The 18,153-nt window shown below is 71.2% G+C and carries 13 protein-coding genes; 6 read left to right on the forward strand and 7 right to left on the reverse strand.

What is annotated here, in order from left to right; genetic code table 11:
* Positions 1-61 precede the first annotated feature (61 nt).
* Positions 62-970 (forward strand): N-acetylmuramic acid 6-phosphate etherase, encoded by a 909-nt coding sequence (locus tag ACZ67T_RS31120; RefSeq protein WP_469988321.1) that lies wholly within the window; start codon positions 62-64, stop codon positions 968-970.
* Positions 971-1,026: 56 nt separating this feature from the next.
* On the opposite strand, the gene ACZ67T_RS31125 is transcribed toward ACZ67T_RS31120, so the two are convergent.
* Together ACZ67T_RS31125 and ACZ67T_RS31130 are read right to left on the reverse strand one after the other, a co-directional pair.
* The gene (locus ACZ67T_RS31125) at positions 1,027-1,968 is read right to left on the reverse strand and encodes a MurR/RpiR family transcriptional regulator (RefSeq protein ID WP_469988322.1); all 942 of its coding nucleotides are present in this window, start codon (positions 1,966-1,968) and stop codon (positions 1,027-1,029) included.
* A 112-nt stretch (positions 1,969-2,080) separates the two neighbouring features.
* Positions 2,081-3,163 (reverse strand): serine hydrolase domain-containing protein, encoded by a 1,083-nt coding sequence (locus tag ACZ67T_RS31130; RefSeq protein WP_469988323.1) that lies wholly within the window; start codon positions 3,161-3,163, stop codon positions 2,081-2,083.
* Positions 3,164-3,399: 236 nt separating this feature from the next.
* On the opposite strand from ACZ67T_RS31130, the gene ACZ67T_RS31135 reads away from it, so the two are divergent.
* From ACZ67T_RS31135 to ACZ67T_RS31145, 3 genes are all read left to right on the forward strand, one after another.
* Complete coding sequence (locus ACZ67T_RS31135; protein ID WP_469988324.1) at positions 3,400-4,218, forward strand: GNAT family N-acetyltransferase; 819 nt, start codon at positions 3,400-3,402, stop codon at positions 4,216-4,218.
* A 30-nt stretch (positions 4,219-4,248) separates the two neighbouring features.
* Complete coding sequence (locus tag ACZ67T_RS31140; RefSeq protein WP_469988325.1) at positions 4,249-5,772, forward strand: glycoside hydrolase family 3 protein; 1,524 nt, start codon at positions 4,249-4,251, stop codon at positions 5,770-5,772.
* Positions 5,773-5,886: 114 nt separating this feature from the next.
* Complete coding sequence (locus ACZ67T_RS31145) at positions 5,887-7,116, forward strand: MalY/PatB family protein (protein ID WP_469988326.1); 1,230 nt, start codon at positions 5,887-5,889, stop codon at positions 7,114-7,116.
* A gap of 102 nt (positions 7,117-7,218) precedes the next feature.
* Here the strand turns inward: ACZ67T_RS31145 and ACZ67T_RS31150 are convergent, their stop codons facing one another.
* Positions 7,219-9,375, reverse strand: coding sequence for a glycoside hydrolase family 3 N-terminal domain-containing protein (locus ACZ67T_RS31150; RefSeq protein WP_469988327.1), 2,157 nt, complete (start codon positions 9,373-9,375; stop codon positions 7,219-7,221).
* Positions 9,376-9,482: 107 nt separating this feature from the next.
* Here ACZ67T_RS31150 and ACZ67T_RS31155 point away from each other — a divergent pair, with 107 nt between their 5' ends.
* Together ACZ67T_RS31155 and ACZ67T_RS31160 are read left to right on the forward strand one after the other, a co-directional pair.
* Positions 9,483-10,337, forward strand: coding sequence for an endonuclease/exonuclease/phosphatase family protein (locus ACZ67T_RS31155; protein WP_469988328.1), 855 nt, complete (start codon positions 9,483-9,485; stop codon positions 10,335-10,337).
* Positions 10,334-11,917 (forward strand): alpha-amylase family glycosyl hydrolase, encoded by a 1,584-nt coding sequence (locus tag ACZ67T_RS31160; RefSeq protein WP_469988329.1) that lies wholly within the window; start codon positions 10,334-10,336, stop codon positions 11,915-11,917. The genes ACZ67T_RS31155 and ACZ67T_RS31160 overlap by 4 nt, the downstream gene beginning before the upstream one ends.
* Positions 11,918-11,976: 59 nt before the next feature.
* On the opposite strand, the gene ACZ67T_RS31165 is transcribed toward ACZ67T_RS31160, so the two are convergent.
* From ACZ67T_RS31165 to ACZ67T_RS31180, 4 genes are read right to left on the reverse strand one after another with little or no spacing between them, the layout of a single operon-like run.
* Positions 11,977-14,529 (reverse strand): beta-galactosidase, encoded by a 2,553-nt coding sequence (locus ACZ67T_RS31165; RefSeq protein WP_469988330.1) that lies wholly within the window; start codon positions 14,527-14,529, stop codon positions 11,977-11,979.
* Positions 14,526-15,980 (reverse strand): sulfatase family protein, encoded by a 1,455-nt coding sequence (locus tag ACZ67T_RS31170; protein WP_469988331.1) that lies wholly within the window; start codon positions 15,978-15,980, stop codon positions 14,526-14,528. Before ACZ67T_RS31170 ends, ACZ67T_RS31165 begins: the two co-directional genes overlap by 4 nt.
* Positions 15,977-17,365, reverse strand: a complete 1,389-nt coding sequence (locus ACZ67T_RS31175) for a glucoamylase family protein (RefSeq protein ID WP_469988332.1) — start codon at positions 17,363-17,365, stop codon at positions 15,977-15,979. The genes ACZ67T_RS31170 and ACZ67T_RS31175 overlap by 4 nt, the downstream gene beginning before the upstream one ends.
* Positions 17,366-17,394: 29 nt before the next feature.
* Entirely contained in the window at positions 17,395-18,150 is a 756-nt protein-coding gene (locus ACZ67T_RS31180) for a hypothetical protein (protein ID WP_469988333.1), read from the reverse strand.
* Positions 18,151-18,153 lie beyond the last annotated feature (3 nt).

Here is an 18,153-nt window from a genome sequence, read left to right on the forward strand (position 1 = left end):
AACCCTTGTGGCAAAGTTGCGCCGCGCTGATCCCCCGCTCGCTGACCGAGAGGACTCCACGATGCGCCCGCCGCACGCCGAACGTGTCAACGCTCCTACAGAGACCCGCAATCCCCGCACCCGTGAGATCGACGACATCCCCACTCTGGAGGCGTTGCGCCTGCTCAACGCCGAGGACCGGATCCCGGCCCAGGCCGTCGCCGCCGTGCTGCCCGACCTGGCGCGGCTGGTCGACGAGACGGCACAGCGGATCCGGGCGGGCGGCCGGTTGCACTACTTCGGCGCGGGGACGTCGGGCCGGCTCGCCGTGATGGACGCGGCCGAGCTGATCCCGACGTTCGGCATGCTGCCCGGCATCGTCGTGGCCCATCACGCGGGCGGGACCCGTGCGTTGGTCGAACCCGTCGAGGGCGTGGAGGACAGCGCGGACGCCGGCGCGAGCGATGCGGCGCCGGTGGGCTCCGGGGACGTCGCGATCGGCGTGGCCGCCAGCGGCCGCACGCCCTATGTCGGCGGGGCCCTGCGCGCCGCCCGGGCGGCGGGTGCCTTCACCGCTCTGGTCAGTGCCAACCCCGCGGCGGAACTCGCCGACGAGGTGGATGTTCACCTGGGCGTGGACACCGGACCCGAGGCCATCGCGGGATCCACCCGGCTCAAGGCGGCCACCGCCCACAAGCTGGTCCTCAACAGCCTGTCCACGATGGTGATGGTCGCCCTGGGCCGGACGTACTCGAACCTGATGGTCGATGTGACCGCCACCAACGGCAAGTTGCGCGGTCGCCTCATCACCATCCTGGTGGAGGCCACCGGACTGGACGAGGAGACGTGCGCCGCCGCGCTGGCCGCCTCGGGCGGGGAACTGAAGACCGCGCTGGTCGGCCTGCTCGCCCCGTGCTCACCGCAGCAGGCACGAGCGGCGTTGGCGGACAGTGACGGTCGCGTCCGTACGGCGCTGCGTCTCCTGGGCTGAGGCCCGCGCGTCACCCCGGACATTCCCGCCGGGCAGGCCCGGCGGGAATGTCCCGTTCACCCCTTCGAGCGCCGCCGGTGCACCGCGCTGTACGTGCGCTCCAACGCGCGCGTCGTGCGGCTGCTGTTGTGCTGGGCCACGCCGACGAACAGGCAGTCCACCAGCGTCAGCGCGGCGATCCGGCTGGACATCGCACCGGTCCTGAAGGTGGTCTCGCGCGCCGCGGTGACGAGCACGTGATCGGCGACCTGGGCGATCTCGGAGCGCGGGAAGTTGGTGATCGCGATGGTGGTGGCACCGTTGTCCGATGCCTCCCGCATGGCCGTCACGGTGTCGGCCGACTCGCCGGTGTGCGAGATGCCGATCGCCAGGTCGCCCCGGCCGAGCAGGGCCGCCGACGTGACGGCGCCGTCCCGGTCCGGCCACGCGGTCGCGCGGTGCCCGATGCGGTGCAGCTTCTGCTGGAGGTCCAGCGCGATCAGCGCGCTCGCACCGACCCCGTACAGGTCCAGGGCGCTTGCGCTGACGACCGCCTCGATGGCCCGCTCCAGGACGTCCAGGTCGATCTGGGCGATGGTCTCCTCCACCGCCCGGGCGTCGGCGAACCCCAGCTTGCTCACCACGTTGGCCAAGGAGTCGTCGGGCTCGATCTCGCTGCCGGCACTCGACCAGACCCGAGCGCCGTCCTTGCTCCCCGCGGCCGTGGCCAGCGCGATCCGCAGATCGGGGTACCCCTTGAGGCCCACGGCCCGGCAGAACCGGATGACCGTCGTCTCGGACGTCCGGCACTCCGCGGCGAGTTCGCTGATGGTCCGCCCGGCCACTCCCACCGGATCGGCGATCGCCGCCTCGGCGACACGCTGCTCCGACGGTGGCAACGAGGGCAACAGCGCACGGATCTGCACGAGCACGGACTGTGCCGGTGCGGTGCGTTCCGCGCTCGGGACACGACGAAGGGTGTCGCCTCGTACGTGGTTGCGGTGACGTGAAGCAGTCATGTGGGAATCCTACGGTTTCGGTGGGGGACGGGGAGCGGGCCGAGGGATTCGCCTGTCGGAGTCGGGTTCGTCCGTGGCATGCACGGCTGGTGCGACGGGGGCGACATGGCGGTCAACTGCCGTGAGAAAGAGCAGAGTCGGTGCGGGCGACGGCCGCGTGGACCACGCGGCGCAATGACTTCGCCCGCGCGCCGCGCCCGTAATGCACGGCGTTGGTGAGCAGCACCACCCAGATGCCGCTGACCGGGTCGAGTGCGAGGCTGGTTCCGGTGAAACCGGTGTGCCCGGCGCCGGACGAGGGCCAGTGGGGGGACATGTGATCCCAGGCGTCTCCGGGCAGCGTCCAGCCCAGTCCCCGGGCGCCGTTCAGGCCGCGGGTCTGCAGGTCCAGCGCCTCGGTGCGCATCCGGCGGGAGAGCACCGATTCCTCGGAGAGCCAGCAGGCTCTCAGGTAGTGGGCGAGGCCGGGTGCGGTGCCGAACAGGCCCGCGTGTCCGGCGACACCTCCCAGACTCTCGGCGTTCTCGTCGTGGACGACGCCCCGCTTGGGCTCGCCGTCCGGTCCGGCCTCGGTCGCGGCTGTGTGCGCACGCCACTCGGAGGGCGGCAGGTAGCGGACGGTTCCCATGCCGAGCGGGTCGAGCACCAGGTCCCGTACGACGCTGTCGAGCGGCGCGTCGGCGACTCGGGCGACGATCTCACCGAGCAGGATGAACCCCAGGTCGGAGTAGTGCACGGCCCTGCCCGGCGGATGTTCGAGGGGCTCGCGCAGCACGGCGGCCAGACGGTCGGCCGGGTCGCCGGGAAGCTGCCAGAAGTCCCGGTGCGGGGGCAGCCCCGAGGTGTGCGACAGCAGATGGCGAACCGTCACCTTGTCCTTGCCGCTCCCCTGGAAGTCGGGCAGGTGACGGCGGACAGGGTCGTCCAGGCCCAGGTCTCCGCGGTCGGCGAGCCGCAGCACGGCCGGCAGGGTGGCCACCACCTTCGTCAGCGAGGCCAGGTCGAAGACGGTGTCGGCCGTGACCGGACGGCCCGAAGGTCCAGAGGCGGTGACGCCGTAGGAAGAGGTGTGCACCTCACCCGCGGCGCCTCGCCCCGTGATCAGGACGGCGCCGGGCACCGTACCGTCCTCCACCGCACGCCGTACGAGGTCGGACGGAGCGGTGAGATCTGCGACGTCTTCAGGGACGGACATCATGGTCCTGCCTTCCGGTGGGGTACGGGGGGCTGACAGGCCGATCATCCCGCTGGTAATTTTTCGCCGCAACAACGAACTCAAATGTTATTGATTTACATGCGCGTCTCCACCGACCTCCGAGGTGAGCAGCGATGACGACCCCTCACTCCATCAGAACCGCAACCGAGAGCGACCTTCCGGCGCTGCGAACGCTTGTCCAGGCAGCGCTCGTTCACGATCAGGACGCCGCGGACGTGCTCGACCTTCTGTGGACCCAGGCCGCGTCCCGCCCCGAGTTCCGGCTCCTGGCCGAGGCCGACGGGCAACCCGTGGGCCTCGTCCTCGGCACGCTGGGACCGGCTACCGCAGACACCCCCGCCACCGGCCACATCGACCTGATCGCAGTGCACCCCCAAGCGCAGAGCCGGGGCATCGGACGGACCCTGCTCTCCGGCGCCGAGGAACTCATCACCACTGCCGGTGCCACCCGGTTGATGCTGCGCGGCAGACCGCCGTACTACGCCTGGCCCGGCATCGACATCCGCTACACGCGAGCCGTCTGCCTCGCCGAGTCCAGTGGCTACACCCGCGGGCGCGAAGGCCTCAACATGAGCGTCGACCTGCGCACCGCGCCGCTGGACACCGCTGCCGACGAAGCGCGTCTGGCCGCAGCCGGAGTGCAGATCCGCCGGCTCACCGCGCAGGACGAGAAGCCGTTCCTCGCGTGGATGACCCGGTGGGGCGGCACCTGGGACGGTGAGGCCGCACGCGCCCTCGCCTATGATCCGCCGCGCGGTCATGTCGCCGTCCGCGAGGGTGCCGACGGAGTCGCCTACGTGGGGTTCGCCTGTCACGGCGTCAACCGCCGTTCCTGGTTCGGCCCGATGGGCACCGACGCCGCCCTGCGCGGCATGGGGGTCGGAACCGTACTGCTGAGGCGCTGCCTCGCCGACCAGCTCGCGTCCGGGCTCGACGAGGCCGAGATCGGCTGGACCGGACCCGTCCACTTCTACGCACGCGGTGTGGAAGCGCGGCTCGGCCGGGTCTTTTGGACGTACTCCAAAGACAACTGAGCCCCACGACCAGACCCGAGAGGATCCGTCATGCCGTCCGTCCGCACCGGCCAGCCCTCCAGCTTGCTGCTGACCCTCGCCGACCAGGTGCTGCAGCCCGGCTTCCACGGCACCGCCGCCCCCGACTGGATCCGCCGCCGGCTCGGCGACGGGCTGCGCTCGCTCCTTCTCTTCGGCCCCAACATCCGTGATCGCGCGCAGACCGCCGCGCTCACCGACGCCCTGCGCGCCGAGAACCCCGACGTACTGATCGCCGTCGACGAGGAAGGCGGCGACATCACCCGCCTCGAAGCGACGACCGGTTCTTCCTACCCGGGCAACCTCGCCCTCGGCACCATCGACGACACCGCGGTGACCACTGCCGTCGCCCGTTCGATCGGCGCCGAGCTGCGCGCCGTCGGCATCGACCTCGACTACGCACCCGACGCCGACGTCAACTCCAACCCCGACAACCCGGTCATCGGCACCCGGTCCTTCGGCGCGGACCCGGCACTGGCCGCCCGGCACACCGCCGCCTGGATCCGCGGACTGCACAGTGCGGGAACCGCCGCGTGCGCGAAGCACTTCCCGGGCCATGGAGACACCGACAAGGACTCCCACACCGACCTGCCCGTCGTCACCATGGACGCCGAGAGGATCGCCGAACTGGCCCTGCCGCCGTTCCACGCCGCCCTGGCCGCCGGCGCCCGTGCGGTGATGACCGCTCACCTCCTCATCCCCGCCCACGACGCCGAACACCCCGCCACCGTGAGCCCGCGCCTGGTCACGGGACTGCTCCGTGAAGAGCTGGGATTCGACGGACTCGTCGTGAGCGACGCCGTCGAAATGAGGGCCGTCCGTGCCCGCTACGGACTGACCGGAGCCGCCGTCCGCGCGCTGGCCGCGGGCGTGGACCTCGTCTGCCTCGGCAACACATCGGGAGAGGCCGAGTTCACCGCCCTGCGCACCGCCGTCGCGCAGGCGGTGGAGCGCGGCGAACTCCCGGAGGACCGGCTGGCCGAAGCCGCCCACCGCACGGCCGACTTCACCGCCTGGCAACGCGACCTGGCCAAGACCGCCACCATCGCGCCGCCGGACCGGGAGCTGGGACTGGCGGCCGCCCGCCGTGCCCTTCGCCTCACCCCGGCCGACGCACCCGTACTGCCCCTGGAGACAGCCCCGGTCCTGGTCGAGTTCGGCATCCCGGGCACCGTCGTCCAAGGAGACGGCGTTCCGTGGGGCCTGGGCCCCGCCCTCGCCTCGCTCCTGCCCGGGACGGTGCGTGTCGCCCTGCCCGCAGCCGCCCCGTACGACGCGGCCCGGACCCAGTCGATCGTGGCCCAGGCCGCCGGCCGGCCCCTGGTCATCGCCGTTCGCGACGCACACCGCCGCCCCGCCGTGGGTGACTGGCTGCGCGCGCTGCTCACCCGCCGTCCTGACGCGATCGTCGTGGAACTCGGCGTCCCACGACCCGGCTTGGACGGGGCGGTCCGCATCGACACACACGGAGCCGCCCGGGTCTGCGGACAGGCCGCCGCGGAGGCCCTCGCCGGATGGACGCTGCCCTGCGTCTGATCGGCCGACGGCACGGCGACTGGGACGTGTCAGGGAGCTGACACTCCAGCGGGGCCATCCGCGGACATCGCGCCGTCATCGACCCGACCTCGGGTCGTGGCTAGCATCGCGACCATGCCATCCGACACGGATCCGTCGATCAGGAACCCGCTCGAACAGCTGACGATCGACCAGCTGCGGGCCCGGACCAGCATGAAGTGGACCACTTTTCCGGCCGACGTCCTGCCCCTCTGGGTGGCCGAGATGGACGTGCCGCTCGCCCAGCCGGTCGCGGCCCGGCTGCACGAGGCCATCGCGGCGGGCGACACCGGTTATCCCAGTGGCCGTGCCTACGCCCGTGCCCTGCAGTCCTTCGCCGCGGACCGCTGGGGCTGGCGGGACCTGGAGGCCGAGCGGACCGAGATCGTCCCCGACGTGATGATGGGCATCGTCGAGGCGCTGCGGCTGATCACGTCCTCGGGCGATGCCGTGGTGGTGTGCCCGCCCGTCTACCCGCCGTTCTACGCCTTCGTCACCCACTCCGGCAGGAGGGTGATCGAAGCACCGCTCGGCCCCGGTGGCCGACTCGACATGGAGACGCTCAGGTCATCGTTCGCCTCGGCCCAGCGCGTCTCGGCACGGACCGTGCTCCTGCTGGCCAACCCCCACAACCCCACCGGAACCGTGCACACCAGGGCCGAGCTCATCGCGGTCGCTGCTCTGGCCAAGTCCTTCGGAGTGCGAGTCGTCTCCGACGAGATTCACGCACCCCTGGTGCTGCCCGGTGCCGAGTTCGTCCCCTACCTGACCGTCCCCGGCGCCGGGGACGCGTTCGCCCTGCACTCCGCGTCGAAGGCCTGGAATCTCGCCGGCCTGAAGGCAGCACTGCTGGTGGCCGGACCGAACGCCGTCGACGACCTGCACCGGCTTCCGGAGGAGGTCAGCCATGGACCCAGCCACGTCGGCGTCCTCGCCCACACCGCTGCCTTCGAGGAGGGACGGCGCTGGCTGGACGCGCTGCTGAGTGGTCTCGATGCGAACCGGGCGCTGCTCGCCGAACTCGTCGCCGAGCGACTTCCCGGGCTCGCCCTGATGCGGCCGGAGGCGACCTATCTCGCCTGGCTCGACTGCCGCGCCCTCGGCCTCCCTACGACCTCGCTGACCACTGCCACTCCGGTGGTCAGTGACATCGCCGGCCCCGCCAAGCTGTTCCTCGACCAGGCGCGCGTCGCGTTGAGCTCGGGGCACGCGTTCGGCAGCGGGGGTGCCGGGTTCGTACGGGTCAACTACGCCACCTCTTCGGCGATCCTTCGTGAAGCGGTGGACCGCATGGCCGCCGCGGTGTCCGGCCTCCAGGCCCCCTGACACGTCGACGCCTCGCGGCGCGGGGCGGTCACCACATGGGCCGGCGCCGCGGCCACCTGTGAGAGGTCGGCCGCGGCGCCGGCGGGAAGGCCGTACGGTCCGTCAGAGAACGCGCAGCGTGCCGCGTGCCTCCGCCGTCGAGCTCGTCCCCGCGTAGACGTCGACGCGGCCCCGCTCCACGACGTACGTCCCTGCCGGGTCGTTCGTCCAGAAGCCGAGGTCATCGGCGCCGAGCCGGAAGCGGACCGTGGTGCTCTCGCCCGGCTCCAGCGTCACGCGCTCGAAGCCGCGCAGCCGGCGCACCGGCTGGGCGATGCTCGCCGCGACGTCGTGGATGTAGAGCTGGACGACCTCGTCGCCGACGCGGTCGCCGGTGTTGGTGACCGTCACCGTGACCTCGAGCGTCTCGCCCGCCGTCAGCTCGTCGCGGGTGATCTCGGCGCGCCGCAGCTCCGGGGCGCCGGTGGTGAACGTCGTGTAGCTCAGGCCGTGCCCGAACGGGAGCTGCGGGGTCTCGTCCAGGTCCAGGTACTTGGAGACGAACTTCGGGTCGGCGCCGGGGACATGCGCGGGGCGGCCGGTGTTCTCGTGGTTGTAGTAGACCGGAATCTGGCCCACCGCCCGGGGGAAGGACACGGGCAGCTTGCCGCCGGGGTTGACCGTGCCGAACAGCACGTCCGCCACGGCGTGCCCCGCCTCGATGCCCGGGTGCCAGGCCTCGAGGACCGCGGGTGCGGTGTCCAGCCAGGCGCCGATCGTCAGGGGCCTGCCGTTGAGGAGAACCACGGCGTACGGCTTGCCCGTCGCGGCGACGGCGGCGATCAGTTCCTCCTGCCCGCCGGGCAGCCCGATGTCGCTGCGCACGGACGCCTCGCCGCTCAGCGCGGGGGGTTCGCCGACCACGACGACCGTGACCTCGGCCTCCCGCGCCGCGGCGACCGCGGCCGTGATGTCGTCATCGGCGTGGGTGACGCGGGCGCCGGGCGCCGCCGTGCGCACCGCGTCCAGGATGCTCACGGACGGGAGGTGGTAGCCGCCGGGCCCGGCCCAAGTGCCGTGCAGATCAGTGGAGTTCGCGAGCGGGCCGACAACCGCGATCGAGGGTGTGGTGCGCGCGAGGGGGAGGACCCCGTCGTCGTTCTTGAGCAGCACCATCGACCGGGCGCCGGCGGCTCGCGCCGCTTCCCGTGCGGCCGGCGTCGGACCGGTGATCTCGGCGGGCTCGTCGGTGTACGGCTGGTCGAACAGGCCGAGGGCGAACTTGAGGCGCAGGATGCGCGTGACCGCGTCGTCGAGGCGGGTCTCGCCGATCAGGCCGTCGGCCACGAGCCGCTCGCCGTGCTCGGTCACGTTGGTGGAGACCATCTCCATGTCGAGCCCGGCGTTGAAGGCGAGGCGTGCCGCGTCGGCACCGTCCTCGGCGAAGCCGTGCGCGATGAGTTCCTCGACACCCGTGTAGTCGCTCACGACGAAGCCGTCGAAGCCCCACTCCTCCTTGAGGATCGTGTTCATCGTGTGCGGATTGCCGTGCGCCGGTACCCCCGCGACCGTGTTGAACGCGGCCATCACCGTGGCCACGCCCGCGTCCACGGCGGCCTTGAAGGGCGGCAGATAGTGGTTGCGCAGCCGCTGCTCGGAGACATCGACCGTGTTGTAGTCGCGACCGCCCTCCGCCCCGCCGTAGGCGACGAAGTGCTTGGCGCACGCAGCGATGCGCTTCGTGTCCGCCAACTCGCCGCCGCCGTCGCCCCCCTGGTAGCCGCGGACCTTGGCCACCGCGAAGGCGGCGTTCACGTACGGATCCTCGCCGCAGCCCTCCGCGATGCGGCCCCAGCGCGGCTCGTGGGTGACGTCCATCATCGGAGAGAACGTCCAGTGCACACCGTTCGATCGGGTCTCCGCCGCCGACACCTCGGCGTCGCGGCGGGCCACGTCCGGGTCGAAGGAGGCCGCCTGGGCCAGCGGGATCGGGAACGTGGTCCAGAAGCCGTGGATGACGTCGAGGCCGAACAGCAGCGGGATGCCGAGCCGGGACTCCTCGACGGCCATCCGCTGCAGGGCGTTGGTGTGCGCCGCACCATGGATGTTGAGCACCGAGCCGAGCAGACCGGCGCGCGCCGCCGTTTCGATGTGCGCGGTCTGGCCGCCGCCGGGACCCGTGTCACCGGTCCAGGTCAGCTGTTGCAGCTGACCCAGTTTCTCCGCGGTGGTCATCCGGTCGAGAAGCCCCTTGACCTGGTCCTCATATCCTCGAAGCATGCGAGCCCCTCACCGCTCTATTGCCGCATCGCCCATGCGAAGTTAACGTGTGCGCCAGTCATGTAAGCGCATTCAGGAAGCGCATACAAGTGGGGTGGAGGTTTCTGATGGCCGACCTCGGGATTCCGACGGCCGGGGACGGACTGCACGTCATGAGTTTCAACCTGCAGGTCCACTGGGACAACCCGCCCCACACCTGGCCCGAGCGCAGACAGACGGTCGCCGAGCTGCTGCGCCGTCGGCGTCCCCACCTCATCGGCACCCAGGAGGGCCTGCGGCACCAAGTGCACGATGTCGAGGGGGCCCTGGGCGAGTACGGTGACGACTACGGCTGGATCGGAGAGGGCCGGGAGGGCGGTGACGGCGGCGAGTTCATGGCCATCTTCTACGACCGTAGGCGCCTGGCCCCCCTGACACACGGGAACTTCTGGCTCTCCGGCACACCGGACATCCCGGCCTCCAACACCTGGGGCGGCGGCTGCCCCCGCATGGTCACCTGGGCCCACTTCCGAGACCTGGCCACGGGCGGCGAGCTGCACGCCGCCAACACCCACTTCGACCATGCGAGCGCCCGCGCCCGCGAGCGCTCCGCGGCCCTGCTCGCCGAGCGGCTGAGCGCGCTCGCACCCGGCATCCCGACCATCGTCACCGGCGACTTCAACACCCCTGCGGGACCGGACAGTTCGCCGTACGTCCGCCTGCTCGCGGGCGCGGGACTCGTGGACGCCTGGGACGCGGCCGAGGAACGCGGCCCGGACCTGGGCACCTTCCACGACTACACGCCCCCGGTCCCTGACGGCGAGCGCATCGACTGGATTCTCGTCTCGCGAGGCGTCCGGGTCCGCTCGGCACACGCCAACACCTTCGCGCCCAGCGGCCGCTTCCCCAGCGACCACCTGCCGATCGAGGCAGTTCTGCACACCGCACCACCCCGACCGTCCTCGGAGGACCCCACGCCATGACCTCTCGCCGCCCCGCCACCGAGTGGCTCGCCGACGCCGTCCTGTACCAGATCTATCCGCAGTCCTTCGCCGACTCCGACGGCGACGGCATCGGCGACTTCGCCGGTGCCGAGGCCAAACTGGACCACCTCGCCTGGCTCGGCGTGAACACCGTCTGGTTCAACCCGTGCTTCGCCTCGCCGTTCCGGGACGCGGGCTACGACGTCAGCGACTACCTCACCGTCGCCCCGCGCTACGGCACCAACGACGACCTGGCCAACCTCGTCGACGCCGCCCGGCGCCGCGGTATCCGCGTCCTGCTCGACCTGGTCGCCGGTCACACCTCCGACGAACACGCCTGGTTCAAGGCATCGGCCGCCGACCCCGCCGACCAGCGCTACATCTGGGCCGACACCGAGACGGCGCCGCCGGGCTTCGTCGCCTCGCCCGGCACCCGTTCCGGCTTCTACCAGCCCAACTTCTTCGAGTCGCAGCCCGCCCTCAACTTCGGCCACGCCCGCACGAACGCCGACGAGCCCTGGCGCCTGCCCGTCGACGCCGAAGGACCCCGCGCCAACCGCCGCGCCCTGCGCGACATCATGGACCACTGGCTCTCCCTCGGCCTGTCCGGCTTCCGCGTGGACATGGCCGCATCGCTGATCAAGGACGACCCCGGCCACGTCGAAACCGCCAAACTGTGGCGGGAGCTGCGCGGCTGGCTCGACACCGCGCACCCGCACGCGGCACTCCTGTCCGAATGGGGCGACCCGGCGACCTCCGTCCCGGCCGGCTTCCACGCCGACTTCTTCCTGCAGTTCGGCTCCGAGAACGACGGCCTGTACCTGCGCTCCCTGTGGAACAACTTCGCGGGCACGGTCAGTGAGCCCTGGGCGCCGCAAGCCCCGTACTTCGACGCCTCGGGCGAAGGCTCCCCCCGGACCTTCCTCGACGGCTGGCGCGCGGCCCGCGACGCCATCGGCGACGCCGGTTTCATCGCCCTGCCCACCGCCAACCACGACTTCTCCCGCCTGGCCTGCGGGCCCCGCACCGCCGAGCAGCTGCCCGCCGCCTTCGCGTTCCAGCTCACGTGGCCCACGCTGCCCGCGATCTACTACGGCGACGAGATCGGCATGCGCTACGTCCCCGGCCTGCCCGACCACGAGGGCAGCCGCCTCGGCCCCCGCTACAACCGGGCCGGCTCACGCACCCCCATGCAGTGGGACGACACTTCCAACGCGGGCTTCTCCACCGCCCCGGCCGACCGCCTCTACCTGCCCGTCGACCCCGACGCCGACCGGCCCACGGTCGCTGCCCAACAGGCCGACCCCGAGTCCCTTCTGAACCTGGTCCGACGCCTCATCGCCCTGCGTCGAGCCACTCCGGAACTCGGCCCCGACGGAAGCACCGAAGTCCTGCACGACGGATACCCGCTGGCCTACATCCGCGGCGGCCGCTACCTCGTCGTCGTCAATCCGCGCAGCGAACACGCGGACGCAGCCGCGCCGAAGGACACCGTCACCCCGGTGGAGGTGTCCGGCGTCAAGGTGAGCGGGGGCCGGATCAGCGCGGAGGGCTTCGGCTACGGGATCTTCGAGCTGTAGTCCACAACAGAGGGGCCGCACCGCCCTCGGGCGGTGCGGCCCCTCCTGCGTCACCGGCGTCAGCCCTTGCGGACCGTGAACTCTGCGCGGCGTACGCGCAGGATCGTGCGCCCGCCCTCGTAAGAGGACTTGGCGCCCTCGCACCGCGCCCGGCCCTCGACGGCCACGACCGCCTCGCCGCCCAGTGCGCGGAAGGTGACCCCGCCGTCCGCGATCCCGGTGATCTCGGCGGTCGCGTACGCGATGCGCAGCCCGCCAGCCGTGAGGCCCAGCGGCAGCATCGCCGCGCTCGCCCCCTCCAGGTGCAGCCGCTCTCCACCGAACAGGGCCTTGCCCTTTTCGGAGACCGTGCAGGACTCGGCGTAGCCGGAGGTGACGTTGAAGGCATGCAGCAGCCGGCCGCCGCCCTCGTCCTTCGTGGTGAGCATGAACACGCCCGCGTCGGTCGAGCTGTGACTGATCGCGGGTACCGCGCCCAGAACCTTGAAGGCGCTGAGCCAGAAGTCGAGGTCGCAACGGTACGCCGTAGTGATCACGACCGCCCGCCCCTTGCCCACAGGGATGTCGAAGCCGCAGCCGTCCCCCGTGGACACCTCACGCAGCACCGTCTCGCCCCGGCTCGCCGAGCACAACTGGGCCTTGGGCACCCGGATCTCGGCCCGCGGCGCCGCCCACCCGTGTGCGGTGACGGACAGCCAGAACTGGTTCGCGTCCGTGAGGGTCCTGCCCGGCGTCAGGCCCAGCGCGTCCCGCAGAACCGTGCAGGGGGCGCCCGTCATGTCCTTGCCCGGCACCTGCCCCGACAACAGCAACCGCCCGCCCGCCCGCAAGTACCGCACGAGACGCTCCTGCACCTCGCGCGCCAGGTACTGACCCGTGGCAAGGGCGAGGACCGGCTGCTCGGCCGGATCCAGGTCGCCGGCCTGAAGGCTGACGCTCCGGTACCGGAAGCCGCCGAGCAGCATGGCCCGCGACAGGGCGCCACGCGGCCCGAAGCCACGGGTGCCCGTCACATCGTCGACCAGGGCCCGCACAGCATCGCTGTCCGGCGGCCGGTACTCGGTGAGGTAGTGGTCGGGCACGAAGCCGAGCACCACGTCGTCGTACTCCGCCTTCATCGGCGCCAGCGCCGCGGCCAGCCCGCGGACGGCCTGCGCTGTCTCCTTCGTGGGGGCGAAGCTGACGCCGGGCCTGCCCTCGGGGTCGACGGGCGCGGCGAAGCCATGGCGTTCGCCGGTGATGCCGATGCGGTCGTTGCCGTCGCCGACCGGCTTGTCGAGCTTCGGGTTGAAGCCGCCGGCGAAGAGGTAGTAGTTGATCATCTTCGCGCCCTGGGCGACACAGAGCCGCGTCTTGAGCCCGACCGCCCCACGCCCTGTCTCATTGCTCAGGTCGTCCCCGTAGTCGGCGTGCCCTGCGTCGAACTCCAGGGCCGTCAACGGCTGATCACTGTCGTTGACCGCGTCCATGAACGCATTGACCAGATACAGGTCCGTCACATTGCCGAGGGTCAGATCGCCGAGGTAGAAGTCAGCGCCGGAGATCATCCCGGGCTTGCCCGCGTAGGACTCCATCAACTGGCTGACACCGATCGGGAAGTTCTCGGCGCTGCCGCCGCCCGTCCCGTGGATGTTGATCAGGAACGGGATGCCGCGAACCCCGCCCGCCTCCGCGTACGAGCGCAGCCGTGCCGCGTAGTCGGCGATCGCACCGCGCATGTACGTCCCCAGATCGTGCATGAGGGCGGGTGCGTAGCCGTCCTTCGGGGAGCGGATCGCGGCGTCACGCTCGGCGGCGCTGCCGCCTGCGAAGGGATAGCGCTCCGCCAGATCCTTCCCGTACGTCTCGTCCAGCCAGGCGTTGAAGTTCCGCAGACAACGGTCGGTCAGGACGGGCCCGTTGCTGACCCACGGCAGCATGCCGATCTCGTTGTCGAGCTGGCAGGCGATCACGCCGGGCCTGCCCTTGCGGTGCAGGCGCTCGGCGATGACCGGCATCACCGCGTCGTACCAGCGCCTGGCCTCCTTGAGGTACGCGGGTGCCAGATAGTCGACGGCGGCCGTGGTGGCCTTGTCGCCGTTCCAGCCTGTCGGCACGATCTCCGGGTGGTCCGTGCGCACCCGCTGCGGGACGCCCTCGCCCTTCAGTTCGGCCATGGTGAACGGGCCGGGCCTGGCGATGACATGGAAGCCGTTCTCCCGGCACAGGTCGAGGAAGGCGCCCAGGTCGCGCTCGGGCCTCGTCCGGCCGGTGACGTCGATCGAGCCGTCCGCGGTCTCGTGCCACATCCAGGGGATGTACGTGGCGATCGCGTTGAGTCCCGCTTCCTTCGCCTTGTCGAGCCGGGACTGCCAGTCCGCGCGCTTGAGGCGGAAGTAGTGGATCTCACCGGCGAGGACGACAGCCGGTTCGCCGTCGATGAGGAACTGCTTGTCGCGGTAGGTGACGGAGGCGGCGGACCCATCGCCCGGAGACTGGGTCTTCACGGCCGCCGCCGCGGAGTTCAGCGACCCGGGGGCGGCCGCCAGGGCAGCCCCGGCGCCCAGGCCGCCCAGGACGGTTCGGCGCCGTGGAGCGAAGCCGGCGGCGGCCGGCACCGACTGCTGTGTCATCGAGGCTCCTCGGTGCTCACGTGCTCCGGTGTGTCCAGGTAGCGCAGTTGCAGCGCGGTGAGCCGCGCCGTGAGGTCCTCGACGACCTGCGCGTACTCGGGGTCGTCGTACCGGTTGTGCAGCTCGTCCGGATCCCGCTCCAGATCGAACAGCTCCCACTGCGGCGTCCGGGTCTCCGGCGACGCCCCGACCTGCCCCGAACCGTGGCCCGGATAATGGATCAGCTTGTGCGTCCGGGTGCGGATCCCGTAATTGGCCTGCACGCCATGGCACACGTCCAGGTGCTCGAAGTAGCGGTAGTAGACCGCGTCACGCCAGTCGTCCGGCCGCTCGCCGCGCAGCAGCGGCAGCAGACTGCTGCCCTGCATCCGCTCGTGCGCGGGTACGTCGGCGAGGTCGAGAATCGTCTGCGCGTAGTCGACGTTCGCCACCAGCTCGTCGCACGACGACCCCGGCCGCACCACCCCCGGCCAGCGCACGACCAACGGGATGCGCAGCGACGGCTCATACATGAACCGCTTGTCGAACCAGCCGTGTTCACCCAGATAGAAACCGTGGTCGGAGGTGTACGCGACCGCGGTGTCGTCGGTCAGCCCGCTGACGTCGAGGTAGTGCAGGACCCGGCCCACGTTCTCGTCGAGCCCCGCGATGACCCGCAGGTACTCCTTGATGTAGCGCTGGTAGCGCCACTCCCGCTCCTCACGCTCCGACAGCCCTTCGGGCACCGGCGTCTTGAGGTCCTGCGGCAGCAGATCGGACATCCGCATCCGTGCTTCGGCCGCCGCGTCCGCCCGGTTCGCGTAGTCGTCGTGGAGCGTGGCCGGGGCCGGAATCTCCTCGTGCTCGTACAGGTGACGATGGCGCTCGGCCGACTCGAAGGCGCGATGCGGTGCCTTGTGCTGGATCAGCAGCGCGAACGGCCGGTCGGGGTCCCGCTTGTCCAGCCAGTTCAGTGCCAGGTCGGTGATGATGTCGGTGACGTAGCCGACGTACTTGCGCTCACCGTCGGCGGTGACGAACGTGGGGTCGTGGTACTGCCCGTGCTCCGGCAGGACCTCCCAGTGGTCGAAGCCGCACGGGTCACTGACCCCGCCGTGCCCCAGATGCCACTTGCCAATGATCGCCGTCTGATAGCCCGCCGCCTGCAGCATCTCGGGGAACGACGGCTGACGCGCATCGAACTTCTGCCCCCGCTGCTCCAGCGTCGTCATGCCGTGCACATGGCTGTACGCGCCGGTGAGCAGCGTCGCGCGGGCGGGCGAGCAGATCGAGTTCGTACAGAAGGCGTTGTCGAACCGCATGCCTTCGGCCGCGAGCCGGTCCACCGCCGGGGTCCGGTTGATGACACTGCCGTACGCGCCGATGGCGGGCACTGCGTGGTCATCGGTCATCATCACGATGATGTTGGGGCGCCGGAAAGGGCGGCCCTGTCCGTGTCTCGTCTCCGTCATATCCCGAAATCCTCCTTCGCCAGCAGCGGCCGCACGCGCCGTGCGAACCCTCCGGTGCGGAACGGGTCTTGCAGCAGTCCCGGCTTGAGCACCTGGGCCAGCGCCGCCGCGATCATTCCCTGGTCCAGCGTGAGCACGTGGTCGCTGACCCGGCCGGTGTTCGCGTCGACCGAGTCACGGAAGCCCAGGCCGTCCTCGTACGCTCCGAAGTCCTGGGCGATGCGCAGCAGGTTGGTGACCGCCTCGTCGCGTGCGAACGGCATCGCGAGGAAGGATGCGTGCGGAGTGACCACGCCCCCGGAGGCGTAGCCGTCGACCGCCATGCCGATGGCGTCCACGCCGTACGTGGCATAGCCGCCCGCCGGGACGTCGGCAGGGGAGAAGCCCCAGTAGCCGTACGCCTCCTCGACCATCCCGTGCTCGATCTGACTGCGTACGTAGCGCCGGTGGTTGAGCCCCCACGCGCCCGGCGACCACGCCGCCTCCGGTACGAACAGCGGCACCATCAGCGCCTCGAACATCGACCCGCCCCAGGAGGGGACGATCTTGCGGCCCCGGTAGGTGTAGTGCCCGCGCCACAGCCGCACTCCGTCGACCGTCACCCACTGGCCTTGGGGCTGTTGTTCCTGATCGGCGCCGGGCTCCAGGGTGCGGAAGGTGTGCCAGTAGTGCTCGCCGGGCAGCGAGCCGTCGGCGATGCCGAGGTAACTGGCCATGCGTGGCTCGGTGTTGAGCGTGCCGTACCAGTGGGAGGTGAAGGACTCGGTGGCCGTGGAGTAGCCGCCGTGGAGCTGCCCGGGGCCCGATGCCGGGTCCGCGGCGTCGTACGGCGTGTAGTAGAACGACCAGTCGGCGTCCGCGAGCAGCCGTGCCACGCGCGGGCGCAGCTCCGGTTCGGCGTCGGCGGCGATCCTCAGGCCCGTGACCAGCCACGCGTTGTCGACGGACGACAGGAACGGGTCCACCGGGTCGCCGCTGCCCGGCCATGTCGTGAGAGTCTCGCCGGTGTAGGCGTCGTACCAGTTGAACCAGAAACCGTGGGCGCGCTCCAGCCGCTCCACGGCGCTCACGGTGCGGGCGAGGCGGCGGTGCATCGTCGTGGCGTCGATGACTCCGAGTCCGCCGGCCGCGACCGTCGCCCACAGGCCGCAACCGATGTTGGTCGGTGAGGTGTTGACGGACGGCGTGAGTGTGCTCGCGGTGACGTCCATGGTGTCCGCGGCCAGACCGAAGTCCGTGGTCAGGGCCTCGATGGAGCGATACGTGTCGCGGAACCAGCGGCGCAGCAGGGCGTCCGTGTCGGTGCCGGCGGCCGTGGTGGCGGTGCCGAGAGCGAGGGCGGTGGAGGCGCCCGCAGCGGTGGTGAGGAAGGTGCGGCGTTTCATCCGGTCTCTTTCCATTGATGTGGGGGTGGTCAGATACGGGACAGATGGAGCGAGCGCAGGCCCGGCAGCGGGACGTCGAGTGAGAGGGAGGCGGTGCCGTCCGGTGCTGTCGTGAGCGGGGGGAGTTGCGCGTGGGGCAGCGTGTCGGTGAGTGCGTCGCGAGTCGCTTCGGCCTCGGTGGTGTCCGCGCGGTGCAGTGAGACGGCGTACGAGGTGTCTGCGGCGAGGCCGGTCAGCCGTACAACGGCCGTGCGGTCCAGCGCCGGCGAACCCGGCGGCACACCGGGGCGGTCGGCGGCCGTGTTCCACACCACGACGTACACGTGCGAGCAGTCTTCCGTGTGCCTCGCCACGGCGTTGACCAGGGCCTGGGCGCCGTCGCCGGTGACGTGCGGCGGTACGGCGCCGGTGGCGTCGACCGTGACGGTCACGGTCGCGAGGGCGATGCCCCGGGCCTTGACGCACCCGGGGACGGGCGTCGGGGTGAGCGGTCCGGGGCCGTCGTCGGTCAGGGCCGCGACCTTGTACCAGTGGCCGCGACCGGGTTCGGCCCGGGTGTCGGCGTACGGGGGACGGGGGAGGGGCTGCCCGGTCAGGGGCTCGTAGGGGCCGTCCGCGAACGGCGAACGGTGCACGAGGTAGCCACGGGCCCCCGGCACCGGATCCCACGTCAGGAACACATGACCGGTGCCGTCCTCGGCACGCAATCCGGTGGGGGGTGGCACGGTGACGGCCACGGCCGTGGGCCGGTCCGGGGCGTGTCGTGCGGCGTTCCTCGGTGGCATGGT

It is taken from the genome of Streptomyces sp. NPDC107517 (genome assembly GCF_055582645.1).

Coding starts and splice junctions, on each gene's coding strand:
- ACZ67T_RS31120 (WP_469988321.1), top strand. CDS start 62: ATGCGCCCGCCGCACGCCGAACGTGTCAACGCTCCTACAGAGACCCGC.
- ACZ67T_RS31125 (WP_469988322.1), bottom strand. CDS start 1,968: ATGACTGCTTCACGTCACCGCAACCACGTACGAGGCGACACCCTTCGT.
- ACZ67T_RS31130 (WP_469988323.1), bottom strand. CDS start 3,163: ATGTCCGTCCCTGAAGACGTCGCAGATCTCACCGCTCCGTCCGACCTC.
- ACZ67T_RS31140 (WP_469988325.1), top strand. CDS start 4,249: ATGCCGTCCGTCCGCACCGGCCAGCCCTCCAGCTTGCTGCTGACCCTC.
- ACZ67T_RS31145 (WP_469988326.1), top strand. CDS start 5,887: ATGCCATCCGACACGGATCCGTCGATCAGGAACCCGCTCGAACAGCTG.
- ACZ67T_RS31150 (WP_469988327.1), bottom strand. CDS start 9,375: ATGCTTCGAGGATATGAGGACCAGGTCAAGGGGCTTCTCGACCGGATG.
- ACZ67T_RS31155 (WP_469988328.1), top strand. CDS start 9,483: ATGGCCGACCTCGGGATTCCGACGGCCGGGGACGGACTGCACGTCATG.
- ACZ67T_RS31160 (WP_469988329.1), top strand. CDS start 10,334: ATGACCTCTCGCCGCCCCGCCACCGAGTGGCTCGCCGACGCCGTCCTG.
- ACZ67T_RS31165 (WP_469988330.1), bottom strand. CDS start 14,529: ATGACACAGCAGTCGGTGCCGGCCGCCGCCGGCTTCGCTCCACGGCGC.
- ACZ67T_RS31170 (WP_469988331.1), bottom strand. CDS start 15,980: ATGACGGAGACGAGACACGGACAGGGCCGCCCTTTCCGGCGCCCCAAC.
- ACZ67T_RS31175 (WP_469988332.1), bottom strand. CDS start 17,365: ATGAAACGCCGCACCTTCCTCACCACCGCTGCGGGCGCCTCCACCGCC.
- ACZ67T_RS31180 (WP_469988333.1), bottom strand. CDS start 18,150: ATGCCACCGAGGAACGCCGCACGACACGCCCCGGACCGGCCCACGGCC.